This window comes from Corynebacterium sp. H113 (assembly GCF_037572315.1).
Lineage (GTDB): Bacteria > Actinomycetota > Actinomycetes > Mycobacteriales > Mycobacteriaceae > Corynebacterium.
In genome coordinates this window covers 1,110,483-1,128,431 of the sequence record NZ_JBBHKZ010000002.1, presented here as the reverse complement: position 1 = coordinate 1,128,431, position 17,949 = coordinate 1,110,483, and the positions used below count along the sequence as shown (strand labels likewise).

The window sequence follows — 17,949 nt, the reverse complement described above, 5'->3', positions numbered from 1 at the left end:
ATGAAGTCGGATTCGGAGTTAAAACCTGCATCACACTGCCCGTTTATTTTAGTCTAGGTCATCTTTTCCACAGCACGAGCCTTTGCGACGACCTCGTGACACAGCTCAATGATTTCAGAGCGGTCAGCTCCTTCTTGGGCTGCAAGTTCGACATCTTCGGCAGCGCATCGAAGCTCGTATAGTCCGTCGTTGAGACGGTCGAGACGCTTCTGCCCTAGCTTGGCGTGATCTGCATTGTCCAGCGCGATAGGTTGGCGCGCACCGATACGCTTTTCATACGCGCGTTGGCGGCAGGACTGAGAGCAAAATTTTGGGCGTCGGCCACGCCCGGAATATGCGATCTCGTTTCCACAATGCGTGCACAAGGGAGCTGGTTTCTGGGACATTAGCGACGATTATGGCACGTCGTGAGGTGCAACGTTATAATAGGGGGTCAGCTGATAATGAAAGAGGGGCAACCACCACATGGCAGATCGAGTTTTGCGCGGTAGCCGCATGGGCGCTGTGTCCTATGAAACTGACCGCGACCATGACCTGGCTCCGCGGAACATGGTTCGTTACCAGACCGAGAGCGGCGAGGTTTTCGAAGTTCCGTTTGCTAACGATGCCGAAATCCCAGGTGAATGGCTATGCAAGAACGGCCAGGTAGGCAAGCTTCTGGAAGGCGAAGGTACCGAAGCTAAGCCAGTCAAGCCACCTCGCACCCACTGGGATATGCTGCGCGAGCGCCGTTCGTTGGAAGAACTCGATGTTCTTTTGGACGAGCGTGTTGATCTTCTGCGCAAGCGTCGTCGTAACGCTGCCCGTTTGCTCAAGCAGCAGCAGGAAGCTGAAGAAGCGGCTAAAGCAGCAGAATAAAAGCTAGCCAAGCTAAATACAAAACGAATGAGGACCAGTAGCAATTGCTACTGGTCCTCATTGTGTTGGTAGGCAACTTTCAGTACAGATACTGAGTATCAGCGACCTGTGTACTGAATGGCCCTATTACTTGCCAAACTTCTTGCGAGTATTGCGGACACGAGTCTTGACCTCGTGCGCACCGAGCTTGCCAAATTCCGTCGCAATATCCCTGACCTGGGTGTAACGGTGGACGACACCCCACTTCGTGACCTGAACCAACGACTGCTTGACGAAGCTGCCGTCCATCTTCGACTCGCCGTGCTCACGCTCGGTGAACGTAATTGGCACCTCACGGACATCAAAACCAGCCTGGACTGACTGCCACGCCAGTTCGGTCTGGAACAGGTACGCAGCCTTGCCGATCGACTCCAGATCCAGTGTTTCCAAAACTTCACGACGGTACGCGCGGTAACCAGCGGTGATGTCGGAAACGCCAGCGCCGAGGGCCATAGAAATGTAGATGTTGCCACCACGCGACAGAACCTGGCGAGAAACTGGCCAGTTCACGGTCTTGCCACCTGGCACGTAGCGAGAACCAATAACCAGGTCAGCGCCTTCGTCGATTGCTGCGAGAAGCAATCGGAGCTGTTCTGGAGCATGCGAACCGTCGGCATCCATCTCGCAGAGAACCTGGTAGTCGCGTTCCAAACCCCATGCAAAGCCTGCGCGGTAGGCACCCCAGAGGCCACCCTTGCCTTCGCGGTGCATGACGAAGATTCGCTCGACCCCGTTGACTGCGGTGTCCTTCGCGGCAATGTCATCTGCAACATCGCCGGTGCCGTCTGGCGACGAATCGTCGACAACCAGGACATGAACGTTTGGTTCAGATTCCCGGAGGCGGGCAATAACACCTGGCAAGTTTTCGCGCTCGTTAAACGTTGGAATGATAACGAGGGTGCTCTCGCTTGGTTGCGACACCTGAAGCTCCTTATACGTTGTGCTACTTCCCTGGCATTCTATCTGAACGCCGGAAAGTTCCCAGTATTGAAAGTACGAGGAGGGCTACACCGCACGCGGCGATTGACCACTCAATGACCCCGCCAAAACGAGTAGCCAATGTGCGCTCAGTATTTAATGGCAACGTGGCAGTCAACACTTCCTGAGTGAAAATTTCAGTCTCCGACTGCACCGTGCCATCTAGAGTCACGAGGGCGCTGACACCACTGGTTGCGGATACTACGACAGCACGCTGATGCTCGATCGCACGCATTCGGCTCATAGCAAGCTGTTGGTACGTCATATCAGTGAACCCGAACGTTGCATTGTTTGTCGGTGTGGCCAGCAGTGTTGCACCATTGTTCACAGCATTCCGGTAGGCACGGTCGAAAACAACTTCGTAACACGTAGCGACACCTATCTTGGCTCTATTGGCAACAATGACACCGTCTCCCGCACCCGGAGTCATGTCACCGGCGAGATCCACCAGTTCAGTCACGTTCCGCAGGAGATCGCGCAGAGGCATGTACTCGCCAAACGGCTGCAAATAGATCTTCTCGTGTCGACCATCTGGCCCACTCACCGCACCCAGTTCCGGATCCCACACAATCATGGTGTTCTGCGTGCCGTGGTCGTACGTGAAAGTACCGACGACAATGGGGGCGTTGATGGCCGTCGCCGCGTCATCGATAAGCCGTTGCGCCGAATAGTCCACAAAAGGACTGACGTCTGCGGAGTTTTCAGGCCACAGCACAACATCCGGTTGCGGTTCTTCACCCGACTTGACCCGTGCTGCCAACATCTTCGTAGCGTGCACATGGTTTTCCAAGACAGCCAAGCGCTGCGCATTGAAATCCAACCCCAACCGAGGAACATTTCCCTGCACAGCCGCGACGCGCACAGTGCGCCGCTCGCTATCCCCTTCCCCAGATACAAATGGCGTTACGACGATCGCTGCCAAGGCGACTGCGATAGTGAGGCTTGCTGCTGCACGGAATCGTCGTAAAGCCAAGGCCACCACGGCACCACCAAGCAATGCGGTAGCAAGGCTGACAATTGGAGCGCCGCCGGCGACCGCCAAGTTCTGGAGCGGACCACCGATCTGCCCCCACGCAAGACGAAGCCACGGAAAACCTCCGAAAGGCCAATACGACAGAACAGCTTCAATGGCGGTAATCCAAGCTGCAGCTCCTACGAGGCGGAGCGTCATCGGAAGCCGTGAAGCAAGAATCCAGGCGATACCAAACGACGTGGGGATGGCAAGAAGGCCGAGAAGAACTGCCAACGCAAGCCACGGAAGATTACCGACAAACGATGCGATCCATGGCAGAGATGTCAACGCTGTGGCTGCTGACCACAGAAAACCAACGAGGAGAATTATCCACCATCGGGGGCGGATAAGCTGCTGGGAATAATTATGCTGGTCGTTCTCGCTGTCGTGGGTTGGCTGGGCAGCTGGCAACAATGCAGCAATCAGTAGTGCAGCTGCACACCACCCAGCCCACCACAGGCCAATAGGCTGATACGACAAGAATTGCGCAACGCCTGCAGCAATGGCAGCGCCAAGCCTGAGGATGTTCACCTTCCACATTCGAGTTAGTTAGTCTTTCGGCTTGTCAGATGGGTCGTATGAGCCAGATTCGTCAGACTCGTCGTCAGAATCTGGGGTCGGATCAGTGAGCTCGCGGGCATCATCGGGAACCACGAAATTCTTGAAGAATTCTTCGTCTGACATCTCATCGATAACGTCTGCGGGGCGTGAAGTCCCCGGCGCACCAGAGCCGTCTTGTGGCGATCCGTTGTTGAAGCCTTCTGGGTAACGGACACCGTACTGTTGAACCTTGAACAACGATTCGTTACCAATCTTGGTGAACCACTTCAGCATTGCCATGCTGCCGACCTTGCGCAATACCCAGCGAGTAGGCGGAAGAATAAGGAACAACCCCAAGATTGATGTGACGAATCCGGGGATGGCCATCAAAACAGAGCCGACGATGAGCATCGCTGAATCAGCCATCACGGTGCCAGCGCGAGAGATAGCACGTTCGGGATCAGCTTCGGCGCGACCCTCAATAATGGCCTGACCTTCGTGCATCTGCTGAGTCAAGGCACGTTCGGTGACACGCTTCATCTCAAAAGCAGAGATAGCCGTGCCGACAATGAACAATCCGAGCAAGGCAACAAAAGCCCAGCCCCACCCCAGCCACTGAGCCACGGCAATAAAAGCCACGATCTCAATGACCACGTAGGCGACTTTTAGAAAGGATGACATAGTGCTCACCCTACTGCCCTGCCCGGATTCATTGATCCTGACGCGCACGCAGGTCGCAGCGTGCGGTTCTAGCGCCTAGCGATCTTCCAGGTCGCCTTCGGTTTCCAGGAACGCTTGGCGAAGGATATCGAGTCGTTCTTGGTCCGGATTTTCCCACAGCTTTCGGTCAGCGGCTTCCAGCAGTCGTTCCGAGATATCATGCAGCGCCCATGGATTCGAAGCATCGAAGAATTCGCGATTTTCCTTGTCCGCAACGTACGTATCCGTCAGTGTTTCGTACATCCAATCATCCATGACACCCGTGGTTGCGTCGTAGCCGAAGAGATAATCGACGGTCGCAGCCATTTCGAACGCACCCTTGTAACCATGCGAACGCATCGCAGCCATCCAGCGCGGATTCACAACTCGGGCGCGGAAAACGCGACGAGTTTCTTCGTGCAGCGTTCGGGTACGAACTGAATCTGGGCGCGTTGAATCGCCAATGTACGCGTCCGGATCGTTACCAGTCAGCGCACGAACGGTCGCCACCATACCGCCGTGGAACTGGAAGTAATCGTCCGAGTCGGCGATATCGTGCTCGCGAGTGTCGGCGTTCTTCGCTGCAACTTGGATGCGTCGGTAGGCAGTGCGCATATCGTCAGCGGCGGGAACACCATCCACGTTGCGACCATACGCATACCCGCCCCACGTGGTGTAGACCTCGGCGAGGTCGGCGTCGTCACGCCAAGAACCAGAGTCGATTAGCTGTAGCAATCCCGCTCCGTACGTGCCTGGCTTGGAGCCGAAGATACGACGTGGCTTTTCCTGCTTGTCTGCGCGAGCATGAGCGCGGACGTAGTTGTCGGCATCCGATTCGTCGAGTGCGGCAACGAGCTGCACGGCGTCGTCGAGAAGCGCGATGACATGCGGGAATGCGTCCCGGAAGAAGCCAGAAATGCGGACAGTGACATCGATGCGGGGGCGACCGAGTTCTTCGATCGAAATGACTTCGAGGCCGACAATGCGGCGCGATGCTTCATCCCACTGTGGACGCACACCCATCAGCGCAAGTACTTCCGCGATGTCATCGCCGGAAGTACGCATCGCCGAGGTGCCCCATACCGACAAACCGACAGACTTCGGGTACTCGCCGTCGTGGTCAGCGAGGTAACGCTCGATGAGACCATCTGCGAGATTCTGGCCCGTCTCCCATGCCAGTCGTGATGGAATCGCCTTCGGATCGACCGAATAGAAGTTTCGGGCGGTCGGCAACGTATTAACCAGACCGCGCAGTGGCGACCCCGATGGTCCCGCAGGAACAAAACCACCATTCAGCGCATGCAAGATCATAGGAATCTCCTGATCCGTCCGCGCCAGACGTGGCAGAATTTCATCGCGTGTGAACTCGAGAAGCTTGACGATGGTCGCAACGTCAGCCTGCGTCGATGCATGCTTAGAGGTTTCGGCGATGGCACGGCTAGCGAGCTCGTCGAGATTAGCTGCTGGATTGTTGACGAGAGCTGCAACCAGTGCCGTGGCAATCGCATCGACGTTATCGAGGTGATCACGGGAATCGGAGCCGTCTTCGAGAAGGCCTAGAGCTTCGCGAAGGCCCGGCAATGTGTGCTCTCCACCCCACAGCTGGCGGGCGCGCAGCATTGTGGCGACCGTGCCTACGAGCTGCTCGCCAGTTGGCGCAGCTCCAAGAATGTGCAGGCCACCGCGGATAGCCACGTCCTTGATCTCGCAGAGCCATCCGTCAACATGCATAAGCATGTCATCAAAGACATCTTCGTCTGGGCGCTGGTCCCAACCAAGATCCTGGTCCATCTTCGCTGCCGACAATAGCGTCCAGATTTCCTGTCGAATTGCCGGCAGTTTCGCCGGATCCATCGCGGAAATGTTCTGGTGTTCGTCGAGAAGCTGTTCCAAACGCGTGATATCGCCGTACGATTCAGCGCGCGCCATAGGTGGGATCAAGTGATCGACAAGCGTTGCATGGGCGCGTCGCTTCGCTTGCGTACCTTCACCTGGGTCATTGACGAGGAATGGGTAGATCAGTGGCAACTCGCCAATAGCCTGATCCGGGCCACACGAAGCCGATAGTCCAGCTGTCTTGCCTGGCAACCATTCCATGTTGCCGTGCTTGCCCATGTGTATAACCGCGTCGGCGCCGAAACCACCATTGGCCTCAGCCAGGGCGATCCAGTGGTAGCACGCCAAGTAATGGTGCGTCGGAGGCAAATCTGGATCATGGTAAATCCCCACTGGATTGTCGCCGAAGCCACGTGGTGGCTGAACCATGACGACGACATTGCCGAAACGCAGTCCCGCAATATAGATGTCACTCGTGTTCGGGTTGACGTACAGCTGCCCTGGTGCTTGTCCCCAATGCTCGACCATGTCGTCGCGCAAATCGGCGGGCAACGTATTGAAGTGTGTCTGGTACGTCGCTGCTGGCAGCCGCAGCGGATTGGCTTCCATGACTTCTTCGGTCAGCCAATCTGGATCCTGGCCGCCGGCATCGATGATGGCGTGCATGAATGCGTCAGGTTCGTCGGAGCCATCTGCAGCGGATGCATATCCTGGAATCTGAGTGGTATCTCCCAGATCATAACCAGCATCCGCGAGCGCATGAAGCACCCGCAGAGTCGACGCCGGTGTATCCAATCCGACAGCATTACCAATACGCGCATGCTTGGTTGGGTACGCCGACAACATCACGGCGACATGCTTATCGGCATTAGCCTTATGGCGCAGCGCAGCATGGCGAACCGCAATGCCTGCTAGACGAGCACACCGCTCCGGGTCTGCAACGTACGCGATCAGATTGTCATCGTCGATTTCCTTGAACGAAAAAGGAACCGTGATGATACGGCCATCAAACTCCGGCACCGCGATCTGCGTGGCGACGTCCAAAGGCGTAAGGCCTTCATCGTTTTCTTCCCAAGCAGCGCGCGGTGACGTCAGCGCGAGGCCCTGGATGATAGGCACATCGAGTTGTGCGAGTGCGGCCACGTCCCATGATTCGTCTTGCTCACCAGCCTGCGCAGTTGCCGGACGGGTGCCACCTGCTGCGAGGACCGTCGTGATCAACACATCACAGGTGCTGAGTTCCGCGAGCAGGTCGTCTCCAGCAGTACGCAAGGAAGCAGCGAAAATCGGCTTGACCGCTGCTCCCCTGGCTTCGATGGCCTGGCACAACAGCTCGACATAGTTAGTGTTACCGGCCAAATGCTGGGCGCGGTAGTACACGACACCGATGGTCGGAGCATCATCCGGCAGTGGCGCTGCTGTTCGATCCAAGAAGCCCCACGTCGGCATCCGCGTTGGCTCACCAAAACCAAAACCAGTGAGTAGGAGCGTGTCTGATAGGAAGTTGTGCAGCTCCACGAAGTTAGATGTGCCGCCTTCGGCGAGATACGTATGCGCGGTCGTCGCAACGTTTGCTGGGACAGTCGAGTACTCCGTCAACTCAGCGTCAGGGGCTTGCTCGCCGGACACGAGCACTGTCGGAATTCCCGAATTGACGAGCCAATCGATGCCCTCTTCCCACGCACGGCGACCACCCAGCAGACGAACGACGGCGATATCGGCTCCGTCTGCGAGAACTTGAAGATCGCCGTCCAAAAGCCGGGTTGGGTTCGCCCATCGGAACTCAACGTCTGTTGACTTCTGGGTTGCGCTGCGAGCGCACAAGAGATCGGTGTCAGACGTGGACAGCAGGAGAATCACTGGTGGCCAGACCTTTCTGGGGAACTACGCGCCCCAAACATTGGTGCCGCATTCTCGACTCGAAGGTCTGACTATCACAGTGGCGCGACCGCCCGGACTTGCACCGGTTTCCCCGACCCGAGAAATAAACAAAGAAAAAGGATGAACTCTTAACAAAAGTAGAGTTCATCCTACCGCTAGTGGGTTTAGCTAGCTCGGTTGGTCAGCGCCGAAGCATTGATCTCTGGTGGTACTACATTTGCGAATCGGCTTCCGTGCGGATCGAGTTCGCTCCAAATGAACTGTGCAATGTAGTCGATGTGCGCGAGCATCGGCAACGCGTGCCCAATGCCGAGATTGCCTGGGATTGGTGGCACCTCATTCTCGAAGTAGTGAATATCTCCACCGGCTGCGATCCAATCGTCCCGAAGGCGACGAATCTGGCCGATTGGAATGACATCGTCGCCAATGCCACCCCACACAAGTGTCGGCGCGGTTGGCGCGGTGTGACCGAGCTTCTGGCGCTTAATCTCTTCAACGATCGGTGGGTACTTTTCAATGATCTGCTTGAGAGTTTCACCTGACTTCGTCAACTCAGAGGTGGAGCGGAAACCCGTGGTCAGGATGGCATTACCCATACAGCCGGAGTTATTCTTGGTGACCACCTCACGACCAGTTTCTGACATTTCGCTTTCGTAGATGTGGTCACGTAGCTCCGGATCCTTGGAAAGCAGCCCATCAATGGCGAAGCCGAGCACGCCTGCCAACATGCCACCTTCAACGGTGTCCAGCACATCCATAAGATCCGACGGTGGTCCACCTACAGCGTTGACTGCGATATTCAAATGCGGAGCATAGTATCCGGCCATCTGTGCTGCGGCACCGGAGGCTGAGCCACCCTGCGAGTAGCCGTATGTCGCAATTGGAGCGGCTGGATCAACGCCAAAATCTTGGGTGGCCTCAGCAGCGTCGAGAAGAGACTGGCCAGATGAGATGTTGTCTACATACTCCTGGGCGCCTGTTTCTGGATTTCGGTGGTGGTCGATGATGACGACGGCTGCACCTTGCGACAAATGAACTGCAATAGGAATGGTTTCGTACGGAACCACAATGTCTGGTGGATTCGTGTGGAATGTTGGGCCTGCAACAGTGGACTGTGATGGATCACAGTATGTGCCTGTTCCCTGCGTACCCGGCGCGATGGCGACAAGCGGACGAGGGCCGTCGCCACGCCATGGGGCCGTTGGTTCGATGTAGAGTGCGCGATCTACACTAGCGCGCCCCATGGAGTCGGTCGATGAGTAGTCGAAGCGTTTCGCTGTGGACTGCCATAGCGCATTTGTGGCCATGAGCTCGACATCTTCAGAGCTGACAACTTGCCCAGCGTTGGCATCACGGGTGGGTTTGAGCGGGAAGTCTCCCATGCCTCCTGGCGTGATCGTCGTCCAGCGTGGGTCTGGCGTCGTTGGAGCCTGCTGCGTGTCCGTTGGTGCAGTTGCCGACGGCAGCTCAGTTGGAAGTTCTGCTGGCAATGCCGGGGCCGGCAAACCAGGAACTGTCAGCGGAGTCGCAAGCGCTGGGTTGCCTGAGACAACGCAGGCAGCCGCAACGCCTATGGCCACGATTGTGCGGGGAATTCTCTTCATGTCACTCACCTACCGAAATCAAAATATGTTTGTAACTGTTTAACACCGAAAGTGTGGCTTTTAGTTAGTTTTGTGAAAATTCCCAGAAAATGGTGCATTTGATTCACTTCCGCGTGTTTCAGAACCGACGGGTTTCGTAAGTCGGTGGTGCTCACCTCCGGAAAATCCCCTGTTTTCCAACGTATGATTGAAGTATGAACACCCTTAATGGCCAGCCTTCTCAGTCCGACGCCGATGACATTTCTGAGGCCCAACCAGGACAGCGCGACCGTGTCGACGGTTGCCCGGGTTCGCGTCGCGTCCACATCGCTGCTGACGGTGCAATTGGCCGACTCCGCTTCCCTGGTGGTCTGCTTCCCGCACCAGGCTTTGCCGTGCTAGCAGACCTGGCGGACAACTTCGGTGATGGCGATATTCACTTCACGTCTCGTGGAAACCTGCAGATCCGCGGTATTCGCAATGCCAGTGGTTTCGCGGACGCTGCTGCAGAAGAAAAGCTCGTTCCGTATCCAAGCCACGATCGAGTCCGCAATATCCTTCAGTCGCCCATGACTGGCCGAGTCGGCGGTCGCGCGGATGTCTCGCAAATGGTCAAGGATTTCGATGCGGCATTGTGCGCAGACGAGTCACTCGCCTCCCTGCCTGGACGAACCTTGTTTGCGTTCGACGATGGCCGCGGCGATGTGCTTGCAGAAGCCCCGGACCTGGGGCTCGTCGCTCTAGGAGACGACGAAGTCGAGCTCATTATTGGCGGTGTTGCATCCGGTGTCGTCGTAACGCAAGAACATGCGGTCGATGCAGTGATGGAGGCGACCCGTCAATGGGCGCAGCAACGAGGAACTGCGTGGCGGGTCGCTGAGGCTGATGCGACGGTCGATCTCGCGGGCGCAGTTGTGGATGCGCTTGGCGACGGCGCTCAGTGGCGTGAACCGTCGACATTGGCGGATTTCTCGCCGGCGGGGCGTCCGGAGAAGCCCGTGGGATGGATTGAACAGCCAGATGGCTTGATTAGCCTTGCTGCAGGCCTGCGATTCGGTATTTTGCCTGCGCGCCTGGCTCGTGCGATTGCACAGACTCAGACGACGGTGCATGTCACTCCGTGGTATTCGCTCATCATGCATGACCTGCAGGAAGAGGTCGCTGAGCAGGTCGTTCGAGTGATGGCCCCCAATGGGTTGATCTTCGATCGGAAGTCCTCGTGGCTCAAGGTCACGGCATGCACTGGCCGTCCAGGTTGCGAGAAGTCGTTGGCTGATACGCGCGGCGACGCGGCGCATGCAATCGCCGCCGGAAAGCTCCCGGATGGTCGGGTTCACTTCTCTGGTTGTGAGCGCAGGTGTGGGCGTCCGAAAGGTGGCTACTTTGACTACCTGGCCACCGGCGATGGCGAGTATGACGTGACCTCGGTCGACTGATTACGGCGTTGAGCTTTCGGCTACTCTCAATTCCATGAGTAGCTTCGAGTACATCACGGATGGTGCGGAGATTTACCGCAACTCCTTTTCCATTATTCGCGCTGAGTCTGACCTCTCGGCGTTTAGCCCTGATGAAGAGGTAGTTGCGGTTCGCATGATCCATGCTGCCGGTCAGACGGATTTGGCGCAGGACATTGTCTTTTCTCCGAATCTGGTAAGCGCTGCTCGTGACGCACTTGATGCTGGAAAGCCCATCTTTACCGATGTCAACATGATCAAGGCAGGCATCACCCGCCGTCGACTGCCGGCAAACAACGATGTCATTTGCACGCTTGCCGACGAGCGCACGCCAGCGCTCGCTGCCGAGCTTGGCACCACGCGAACTGCGGCTGCTGTTGATCTGTGGGGCGATCAGCTAGAAGGCGCTGTCGTCGCCATTGGTAATGCCCCTACCGCCCTGTTCCACCTGCTCGATCGCTTGCGCGAAGGAAAGCTGCCGATGCCCGCTGCGATTCTTGCGATCCCGGTCGGATTCGTTGGCGCAGCAGAGTCGAAGCAAGCGACCATCGATGTTGCTGCCGAATGGCCTGACCATCTGCCTGAGTTGAATTACCTCACGGTGACTGGCCGTCGTGGCGGCTCGGCTATCACATGTGCAGCTATCAACGCATTGGCTACGAAGCAGGAGATCCTGAAGTGACCGATCACGCCTCCGTCATTGCTGGTCACCTGTACGGAGTGGGATTGGGGCCTGGCGACCCCGAGCTGATTACCCTGCGCGGTGCCTCGATTATTCGTCACGCTGATGTGGTTGTATATCACGCCGGTACGCATGGTCGATCTACTGCACGAAAGATCGCCGGCGACCTCCTTGATTCCCGCGACACCCCAGCGATTGAAGAACTCCTTCGCTACCCTGTGACGACCGGTGGCTCAGCAGATTATGCAGAGCGCATGGCAGCGTTCTATACAGAGGCCACCCAGCGGCTGGCAGAACATTTGCGCGCCGGGCGCAGCGTTGCTGTGCTGTCCCTGGGTGATCCCATGTTGTACAGCTCCTACCAGCATCTTCACCGTGCGTTAGAAACGGAGTTCCCTGCACACATCGTGCCGGGTATTTCCAGCGTCTCAGCTGCTGCCGCGGAGCTGCGCCACCCGCTGGCAGAAGCCACCGACATTTTGACCGTTCTGCCAGCAACCGCAGATCGCGGCCAATTGCTGGCTGCGGCGCAGGCTGCTGATTGTCTGGTCATTATGAAGCTCGGCGGTCACGTCGAAAAGATCCGTAGCATTCTGGATGAAGCCGGAAAACTTGATCGCGCACAGGTAGTCGTGCGTGCGACCATGGACGGCTCGTCGATAGCTGCGCTTGCCGACGTCGACGCTGATGCAGTGCCGTATTTCTCGGTGGCGGTCGTCGGCACGCAGCGTACTGGGTATTTGGCGCAGGATGAGGCCGACACTGTCAGTCCTGGTAGCCATACAGCGGATAATGATGCGTCAGGTGAGTCTTCGTATGAGGCCCCACGCGGTGAAGTCGTCGTTGTCGGGCTGGGCCCGGGCGCCGAGCGTTGGACGACGCCAGAGGTCTCAGCCGAGTTGGCTGCTGCGACGGATATCGTTGGCTACTCCACGTATGTCAATCGAGTTCCCGATCGCGCCGGTCAGACGAAGCACTTGTCAGATAACCGGGTGGAAGCTGAACGATCGGCGCTGGCTTTGGATTTGGCGAAGGCCGGCAAGCGCGTGGTTGTCGTCAGTTCTGGTGATCCGGGAGTATTCGCTATGGCCTCAGCTGTTCTGGAGACAGCTGACGATGACGCCTGGCGTGACATCCCCGTTCGTATCGTCCCAGGTATGACCGCTGCGCAAGCTGTGGCATCGCGAGTCGGTGCTCCACTGGGTCATGACTACGCGATGATTAGCCTGTCAAATAGGTTGAAGCCGTGGGACGTCGTCGAGAAGCGAATCCGTGCGGTGGCAGGTGCGGACATGGCGTTTGCGGTGTACAACCCGGCGTCGAAGTCACGTCGTCAGCAGGTGGTTGATGTCAAGAACATCATGCTTGAGTATCAGGATCCGCAGACTCCGGTGATTGTTGCGCGTGCGGTGGGGTCGGATCAGGAGAAGGTCACCATCACTACTGTGGGTGACTTTGATCCTGACATCGTGGACATGCGAACCATGTTGATTTTCGGTGCCTCGTCCACGCAGCGCTATACCGCTGGCGATGGCAGTGAGCGCGTGTACACTGCGCGACATTATGCCGGTGGCGGTACCAACGGCACAGGTGCATTGCTGTAGCCGTAATTAAGGCCGTCGTGGCAGCAGCTACATGAAATTCCGGCGGATGTAATCGAAGGCATCGTCCACCGTGTGCGTCACGGTGGCGATGTCTGCTCCAGGCAAAGCTGGGCGATCCACGATTACGACAGGCTTCTTCAGATCGCGCGCTGCCTCAATCTTCGCGTACGTCTGTGGCCCACCGGAATTCTTCGTGACGACGCAGTCCACAGCGTAATCCCGCATGATTTTCCGCTCACTAGGTACATCGAACGGACCTCGGGACAGTACGATCCGCCGGTTGCGCGGAAGCGGCCCAGATGGAGTCTCGACACTCCGAATGAGGTAACGCCCCTCGCGGTCATCTGCAAAATGGGCAAGTTGCTGACGTCCAATGGTCAAAAACGGCGCGCGGAATCGGCGGCGGACCAGCTCCGCTGCCTCCTGCATGTTGGCGACGTGCAGCCACTGATCGCCACGAACCTCATCCCATGCAGGTCGATGCAGCGCGACCAGCGGAATGCCTGTGGCCCGAGCAGCTTCGGCTGCTGATTCGCTGATACGTTCTGCGAAGGGATGAGTGGCATCGATGATGACCTCAGTGGCATCGGCAAGAAGCCACTTTGCCAAACCAGCTGGACCACCGAAACCGCCAATGCGCACATTGCCTTCTGGCAGCTTTGGTTCTGACACCCGACCCGCAAGCGACGATGTGACGTGCCATCCCGCCTGCACCAACTTGGAGGCGAGTGCTCGGGCTTCGCCCGTGCCACCGAGAATTAGTGCGCGCATGGAATGGTCCTTCCGTGTTCATCTCGTGGTCGATCATCGCTGTACAAGTAGCTATCAGGGAACGCGTCAGCTCCGAGTACTTTCCCTACAATAATCACAGCGGTGCGAGTCACGCCTGCATCCTTGACCTGTGTCGCGATATCCCGCAGCGTGCCACGGAGGACGACTTGTTCTGGGCGAGATGCAAAAGCAACGACGGCAACTGGGCAGTCATCGCCGTAGTTGGGGGTCAATTCTGCGACGACACGGTCAATGTCATGTGCCGCCAGGTGGATGCACAACGTTGCGCCAGTGCGACCGAAGTTGTCTAGGGTCTCCCCCACCGGCATCTTGGATGCCCGACCTGACACACGCGTCAGAATCACGGACTGCCCGACTGTTGGCACCGTCAGCTCATGGCCAAGGGCTGCAGCTGCTGCCGAAAACGAGGCGACACCTGGAACGATTTCATAGTCAACTCCCGCGGCGGTCAAGCGTCGTGCCTGTTCCGCTAGCGCCGACCACACTGATGGATCGCCGGACTGCAGACGAGCGACATCCTTGCCTTCCGCATGAGCTTTGGTGATCACCGCGATGATGTCATCCAACGGCATGCGCGCAGTATTGATCACCTCCGCGTCGGCAGGACAATTCGCTAAAACCTCAGGTGGCACAATGCTGCCCGCATACAAGCACACCGGGCATGACCGAATGAGCCGATCAGCTCGCAGAGTCAGCAGATCCTCTGCACCTGGACCAGCACCAATGAAATAGACGGTCACGTGTGTTCCCCTTTGTGATGTTTTCTATTTTCGAACGACAATCGGCAATTCTAGCCGCGCTCAGGATGGCTTCGTCAGCACCCATTGCACGACAGGAAGTGCTGGCCTCCACGCTGTGAATTTACCGACCTCACCAGCGCGTTCCACACTCAGTCGAGTCACGGTGCCACCGAAACGACGTTGCGACGCCCACAGCACCGCTTCTGACTCAATAGTGACCGTGTTTGCCACGAGCGTGCCGCCCGGCGCGAGAGCTGCGACGCATGCGTCAATCATGCCGTCAGCGGTCAGTCCACCACCAATGAAGATGGCATCAGGTGCTGGTCCCAGATCGCTAGCACTCAAGACCTCAGGAGCCGAACCACAGATGACCTGTACTCTGCCGGAGAGCTTGTCGACGTTGCCTTGAATACGCGTCGCGCGTTCTTGGCTGCGTTCGAACGTGATGGCCCGACCGCCATGGCGAGCCCACTCGATACTGATGGAGCCGGTGCCACCACCGATGTCCCACAGGAGTGCGCCTGGCTGCGGGTTTAATGCCGTCACAGACAGTTCTCGGATGGGCGATTTGGTGAGCTGACCATCGGTGTCGAAATCAGTATCGCGGAGCCAACCACGACGTGCTCCGCGTGGTTCAACGGCCAGGACGGTCAAGTCTCCAGCTGGAACCGGAGGATCGGCGACGGTACCAGTCACGATGACTTCAGCCAGGTCTGTGCCCGGTAGACCGCCGAGATTAGTTAACGCGGTGAGTGTGGTGTCTGGTCGGTCGCCCAGCACACGGGCGATGTCAGCGACCGAAGCAGCATTTCGACACAACACCAGGAAACGCTGCCCGGAGTCAGCAACTGGCACTACTTCGGCAGCACCTGCAAGACCAGCTGGTGCCGTCACCAGCGAAATCAACGGAGTGCTATTGAGAGCCCAACCAAGCCGAGCGCAAGCAAGCGACACTGACGACGGTGCCGGAATAACGGTAATGGCGTGTGCACCGAGTTCTCGGACCAGCGACGTGCCGATGCCATGGAACATGGGATCACCACTGGCGACGACGCAATCCTCACCGGGGACGAACGGCGCGAGTACGTCATCCCAATTGGCCCAAAACTTTTCTGGCCACGGTAGGAGTTGTGCACTGATCTCGGGAACGTCGTCAAGCAAAGACAGCTGACGAGGCGAACCATGGATACGTTTCGCCGAGGTAAGCGCAGCCTGCGCGTGGGGGCTGAGCCCCTGCCATCCGTCGCAGCCGATGCCGACGACGGGAATTGTGGATGTAAATCCTGGGTCTGTCATGTATTGAGAGGACATTGAATTAGCGAGGCATCCGTCGCCAAATGCCGCGAGGTACAAACGTCGTTGCTGTTGCCAATGCGGATAGTCGGCCTGGAATCCAGACGTGTGGCTTGCCACCGTCGAGCGCTGTCACGGCGGCTTCAGCAACGACATCGGGAGTGGACGACATCGGCGCAGGATCCATACCTTCTGTCATCTTTCCGATTACGAAACCAGGACGCGCAATGGTCAGCTGAATAGATGAACCATGTAGACGATCCTGCATGCCCTGCAGGAATCCATCGACACCTGCCTTCGCAGAGCCATACACATAATTGGGGCGACGTACTCGCGCTCCCGCGATAGAAGAAAATGCGAGAATACGTCCGGACACTCCATCGCGGACAGGAAGATCACCGTTGGCGGTGGATTCTTCCATTCGCACTACCAGCTCTGTGGCAATCGCCGCGTGTGCAGTGAAGTCGGTGTGAATCACCTTCGCCACAGCAACTCCACTGCGCTCGCACTCATCCTGGTTACCGAGAATGCCGAAAGCAATCACCGCAGTATCGACAGGTGCGATAGCCCATGCTTCTTCCAACACTCCAGCATGGCTTTCGATATCGTCCGCATCGAAGTACAGACGATGCACTGCGGTTGCTCCCGCGTCGGTCATGCGCTGAGCAACCTCATCGAGAGCGTCGATCCGCCGAGCTGCCAACGTGACGACGTTATGATTCGCCAACCTCGCCGCAACCTCGCCACCGATCTCGCTGGTGCCACCCAGAATGAGTACGTGTCCCATTGACCGACTACTTCCCTTCTACGTCTGCTGCGCTTGTGCTGCCGTTCGCGCACAACAACTCATGCGAACCATTATTCATGGACTTGCAGCCATCGCTTGTCACGACCACGATGTCTTCCAGCCGCAAGCCGAAATCCCCATGCACATAGATGCCCGGTTCAATGGAAAAGGCCATGCCTGGTTCCAACACCAGATCGTTGCCGGCCATGATGAATGGCTCTTCATGCGTGGACAACCCGATGCCGTGACCAGTGCGGTGAATGAATTGCTCGCCGTAACCAGCCTGCGTAATAACTTCCCGAGCAACCGCATCAATGTGTGCCGCCGTTACACCCGGACGCACCGCAGCCTTCGCAGCTTCCTGCGCAGTACGGAGGATGCTCCATGCCTCGGCGACGTCGTCGCTAAGCTCACCAACAGCAAAAACACGTGTGCAATCGGAATGATAGCCAGCGCCCCACGTGCCTCCGATGTCAACAACAACGATGTCCCCGTTGCGCAGCACTCGGTCCGAGAAGTCGTGGTGCGGATTCGCGCCATTCTCCCCCGAACCCACGATGATGAAGTCCACCGCAGAATGTCCTTCAGCCAAAATCTGGCGCTCGATATCGGCTGCCACGTCTCGCTCCGTGCGACCTGCGACAAGCCATTCCGGTACGCGCTCGAAAACCCGGTCGATGGCTGCTCCGGCTTCGCGCAGCTGCGTAATCTCCGCCTCATCCTTGCGCATGAACAGCTCCCGCAATGCAGGAGTGGCAAGCACGAGCTGTGCCCCGGTCAGTTCCATGATTGGCAGCAGATGATCAGCCGTCAGCGATGAGCCAACACCAATGGTGTCAGCGCCAGCCAGAAGCTTTGCGACGATCTCGTGTGCATCTTCCCCGTCTTCCCAGAGCACGACGTCAGCGTCGAGATCCCCGATTGCGCAGGCAGGAAGATCACCGCGTTCGACCGCAGGGAGCACCAACGTGGGGCGACCGACGGTTGGCACGACTAAAGCAGTGAGTCGTTCGTGAGAGCTGACTGTTGAGCCGATCAGGTATTGCAAGTCAGCCCCGGTCCCGAAGACTAGTCCTCCTAAGCCGCGGTCAGCGGCTAGTCGAGCTGCCTTGGAGAGACGAGCTGCGTAGACGGATACGTCGAAAAGCTGATTACTCATACCCTCTACAGT

At 57.6% G+C, this 17,949-nt stretch carries 15 protein-coding genes; 4 read left to right on the top strand and 11 right to left on the bottom strand.

The annotated features are described in order from the left end of the window. Window positions 1–53: 53 nt before the first annotated feature. Complete coding sequence (locus WG938_RS06270; RefSeq protein ID WP_339978575.1) at window positions 54–386, bottom strand: hypothetical protein; 333 nt, start codon at window positions 384–386, stop codon at window positions 54–56. Window positions 387–465: 79 nt separating this feature from the next. Here WG938_RS06270 and WG938_RS06265 point away from each other — a divergent pair, with 79 nt between their 5' ends. Next, entirely contained in the window at window positions 466–858 is a 393-nt protein-coding gene (locus tag WG938_RS06265) for an RNA polymerase-binding protein RbpA (RefSeq protein ID WP_339978573.1), read from the top strand. 126 nt (window positions 859–984) lie between these two features. On the opposite strand, the gene WG938_RS06260 is transcribed toward WG938_RS06265, so the two are convergent. The 5 genes from WG938_RS06260 to WG938_RS06240 form a co-directional block, all read right to left on the bottom strand. After that, complete coding sequence (locus WG938_RS06260) at window positions 985–1,818, bottom strand: polyprenol monophosphomannose synthase (RefSeq protein ID WP_339978570.1); 834 nt, start codon at window positions 1,816–1,818, stop codon at window positions 985–987. 22 nt (window positions 1,819–1,840) lie between these two features. Further along, window positions 1,841–3,427: an apolipoprotein N-acyltransferase gene (gene lnt, locus WG938_RS06255; protein WP_445292887.1), complete on the bottom strand. Its 1,587-nt coding sequence runs from the start codon at window positions 3,425–3,427 to the stop codon at window positions 1,841–1,843. A 9-nt stretch (window positions 3,428–3,436) separates the two neighbouring features. After that, entirely contained in the window at window positions 3,437–4,108 is a 672-nt protein-coding gene (locus WG938_RS06250; protein ID WP_339978566.1) for an FxsA family protein, read from the bottom strand. A 75-nt stretch (window positions 4,109–4,183) separates the two neighbouring features. Next, window positions 4,184–7,822: a cobaltochelatase subunit CobN gene (gene cobN, locus WG938_RS06245; RefSeq protein ID WP_339978565.1), complete on the bottom strand. Its 3,639-nt coding sequence runs from the start codon at window positions 7,820–7,822 to the stop codon at window positions 4,184–4,186. A 185-nt stretch (window positions 7,823–8,007) separates the two neighbouring features. Next, complete coding sequence (locus tag WG938_RS06240) at window positions 8,008–9,447, bottom strand: lipase family protein (RefSeq protein ID WP_339978564.1); 1,440 nt, start codon at window positions 9,445–9,447, stop codon at window positions 8,008–8,010. A 194-nt stretch (window positions 9,448–9,641) separates the two neighbouring features. Between WG938_RS06240 and WG938_RS06235 the strand changes: the two genes are divergently transcribed. From WG938_RS06235 to cobJ, 3 genes are read left to right on the top strand one after another with little or no spacing between them, the layout of a single operon-like run. Next, window positions 9,642–10,862: a precorrin-3B synthase gene (locus WG938_RS06235; protein WP_339978563.1), complete on the top strand. Its 1,221-nt coding sequence runs from the start codon at window positions 9,642–9,644 to the stop codon at window positions 10,860–10,862. Window positions 10,863–10,896: 34 nt separating this feature from the next. Continuing rightward, entirely contained in the window at window positions 10,897–11,562 is a 666-nt protein-coding gene (locus WG938_RS06230) for a precorrin-8X methylmutase (protein ID WP_339978562.1), read from the top strand. Then, entirely contained in the window at window positions 11,514–13,166 is a 1,653-nt protein-coding gene (gene cobJ, locus WG938_RS06225; protein ID WP_445292886.1) for a precorrin-3B C(17)-methyltransferase, read from the top strand. Before WG938_RS06230 ends, cobJ begins: the two co-directional genes overlap by 49 nt. A 27-nt stretch (window positions 13,167–13,193) precedes the next feature. Here the strand turns inward: cobJ and WG938_RS06220 are convergent, their stop codons facing one another. Genes WG938_RS06220 through WG938_RS06200 form a run of 5 tightly spaced genes read right to left on the bottom strand, consistent with a single transcriptional unit; the run spans window position 13,194 to window position 17,937 of the window. Further along, window positions 13,194–13,937, bottom strand: coding sequence for a cobalt-precorrin-6A reductase (locus WG938_RS06220; RefSeq protein ID WP_339978559.1), 744 nt, complete (start codon window positions 13,935–13,937; stop codon window positions 13,194–13,196). Next, window positions 13,925–14,698 (bottom strand): precorrin-4 C(11)-methyltransferase, encoded by a 774-nt coding sequence (gene cobM / locus WG938_RS06215; protein WP_339978557.1) that lies wholly within the window; start codon window positions 14,696–14,698, stop codon window positions 13,925–13,927. The genes WG938_RS06220 and cobM overlap by 13 nt, the downstream gene beginning before the upstream one ends. A gap of 60 nt (window positions 14,699–14,758) precedes the next feature. Next, entirely contained in the window at window positions 14,759–15,994 is a 1,236-nt protein-coding gene (gene cbiE / locus WG938_RS06210) for a precorrin-6y C5,15-methyltransferase (decarboxylating) subunit CbiE (protein WP_339978555.1), read from the bottom strand. 19 nt (window positions 15,995–16,013) lie between these two features. After that, the gene (locus tag WG938_RS06205; RefSeq protein ID WP_339978553.1) at window positions 16,014–16,778 is read right to left on the bottom strand and encodes an SDR family NAD(P)-dependent oxidoreductase; all 765 of its coding nucleotides are present in this window, start codon (window positions 16,776–16,778) and stop codon (window positions 16,014–16,016) included. Window positions 16,779–16,785: 7 nt separating this feature from the next. After that, window positions 16,786–17,937: a M24 family metallopeptidase gene (locus WG938_RS06200; RefSeq protein ID WP_339978551.1), complete on the bottom strand. Its 1,152-nt coding sequence runs from the start codon at window positions 17,935–17,937 to the stop codon at window positions 16,786–16,788. Window positions 17,938–17,949: the final 12 nt, after the last annotated feature.

Coding starts and splice junctions, on each gene's coding strand:
- WG938_RS06270 (WP_339978575.1), bottom strand. CDS start 386: ATGTCCCAGAAACCAGCTCCCTTGTGCACGCATTGTGGAAACGAGATC.
- WG938_RS06265 (WP_339978573.1), top strand. CDS start 466: ATGGCAGATCGAGTTTTGCGCGGTAGCCGCATGGGCGCTGTGTCCTAT.
- lnt (WP_445292887.1), bottom strand. CDS start 3,427: ATGTGGAAGGTGAACATCCTCAGGCTTGGCGCTGCCATTGCTGCAGGC.
- WG938_RS06250 (WP_339978566.1), bottom strand. CDS start 4,108: ATGTCATCCTTTCTAAAAGTCGCCTACGTGGTCATTGAGATCGTGGCT.
- WG938_RS06240 (WP_339978564.1), bottom strand. CDS start 9,447: ATGAAGAGAATTCCCCGCACAATCGTGGCCATAGGCGTTGCGGCTGCC.
- WG938_RS06235 (WP_339978563.1), top strand. CDS start 9,642: ATGAACACCCTTAATGGCCAGCCTTCTCAGTCCGACGCCGATGACATT.
- WG938_RS06230 (WP_339978562.1), top strand. CDS start 10,897: ATGAGTAGCTTCGAGTACATCACGGATGGTGCGGAGATTTACCGCAAC.
- cobJ (WP_445292886.1), top strand. CDS start 11,514: ATGTGCAGCTATCAACGCATTGGCTACGAAGCAGGAGATCCTGAAGTG.
- WG938_RS06220 (WP_339978559.1), bottom strand. CDS start 13,937: ATGCGCGCACTAATTCTCGGTGGCACGGGCGAAGCCCGAGCACTCGCC.
- cbiE (WP_339978555.1), bottom strand. CDS start 15,994: ATGACAGACCCAGGATTTACATCCACAATTCCCGTCGTCGGCATCGGC.
- WG938_RS06205 (WP_339978553.1), bottom strand. CDS start 16,778: ATGGGACACGTACTCATTCTGGGTGGCACCAGCGAGATCGGTGGCGAG.
- WG938_RS06200 (WP_339978551.1), bottom strand. CDS start 17,937: ATGAGTAATCAGCTTTTCGACGTATCCGTCTACGCAGCTCGTCTCTCC.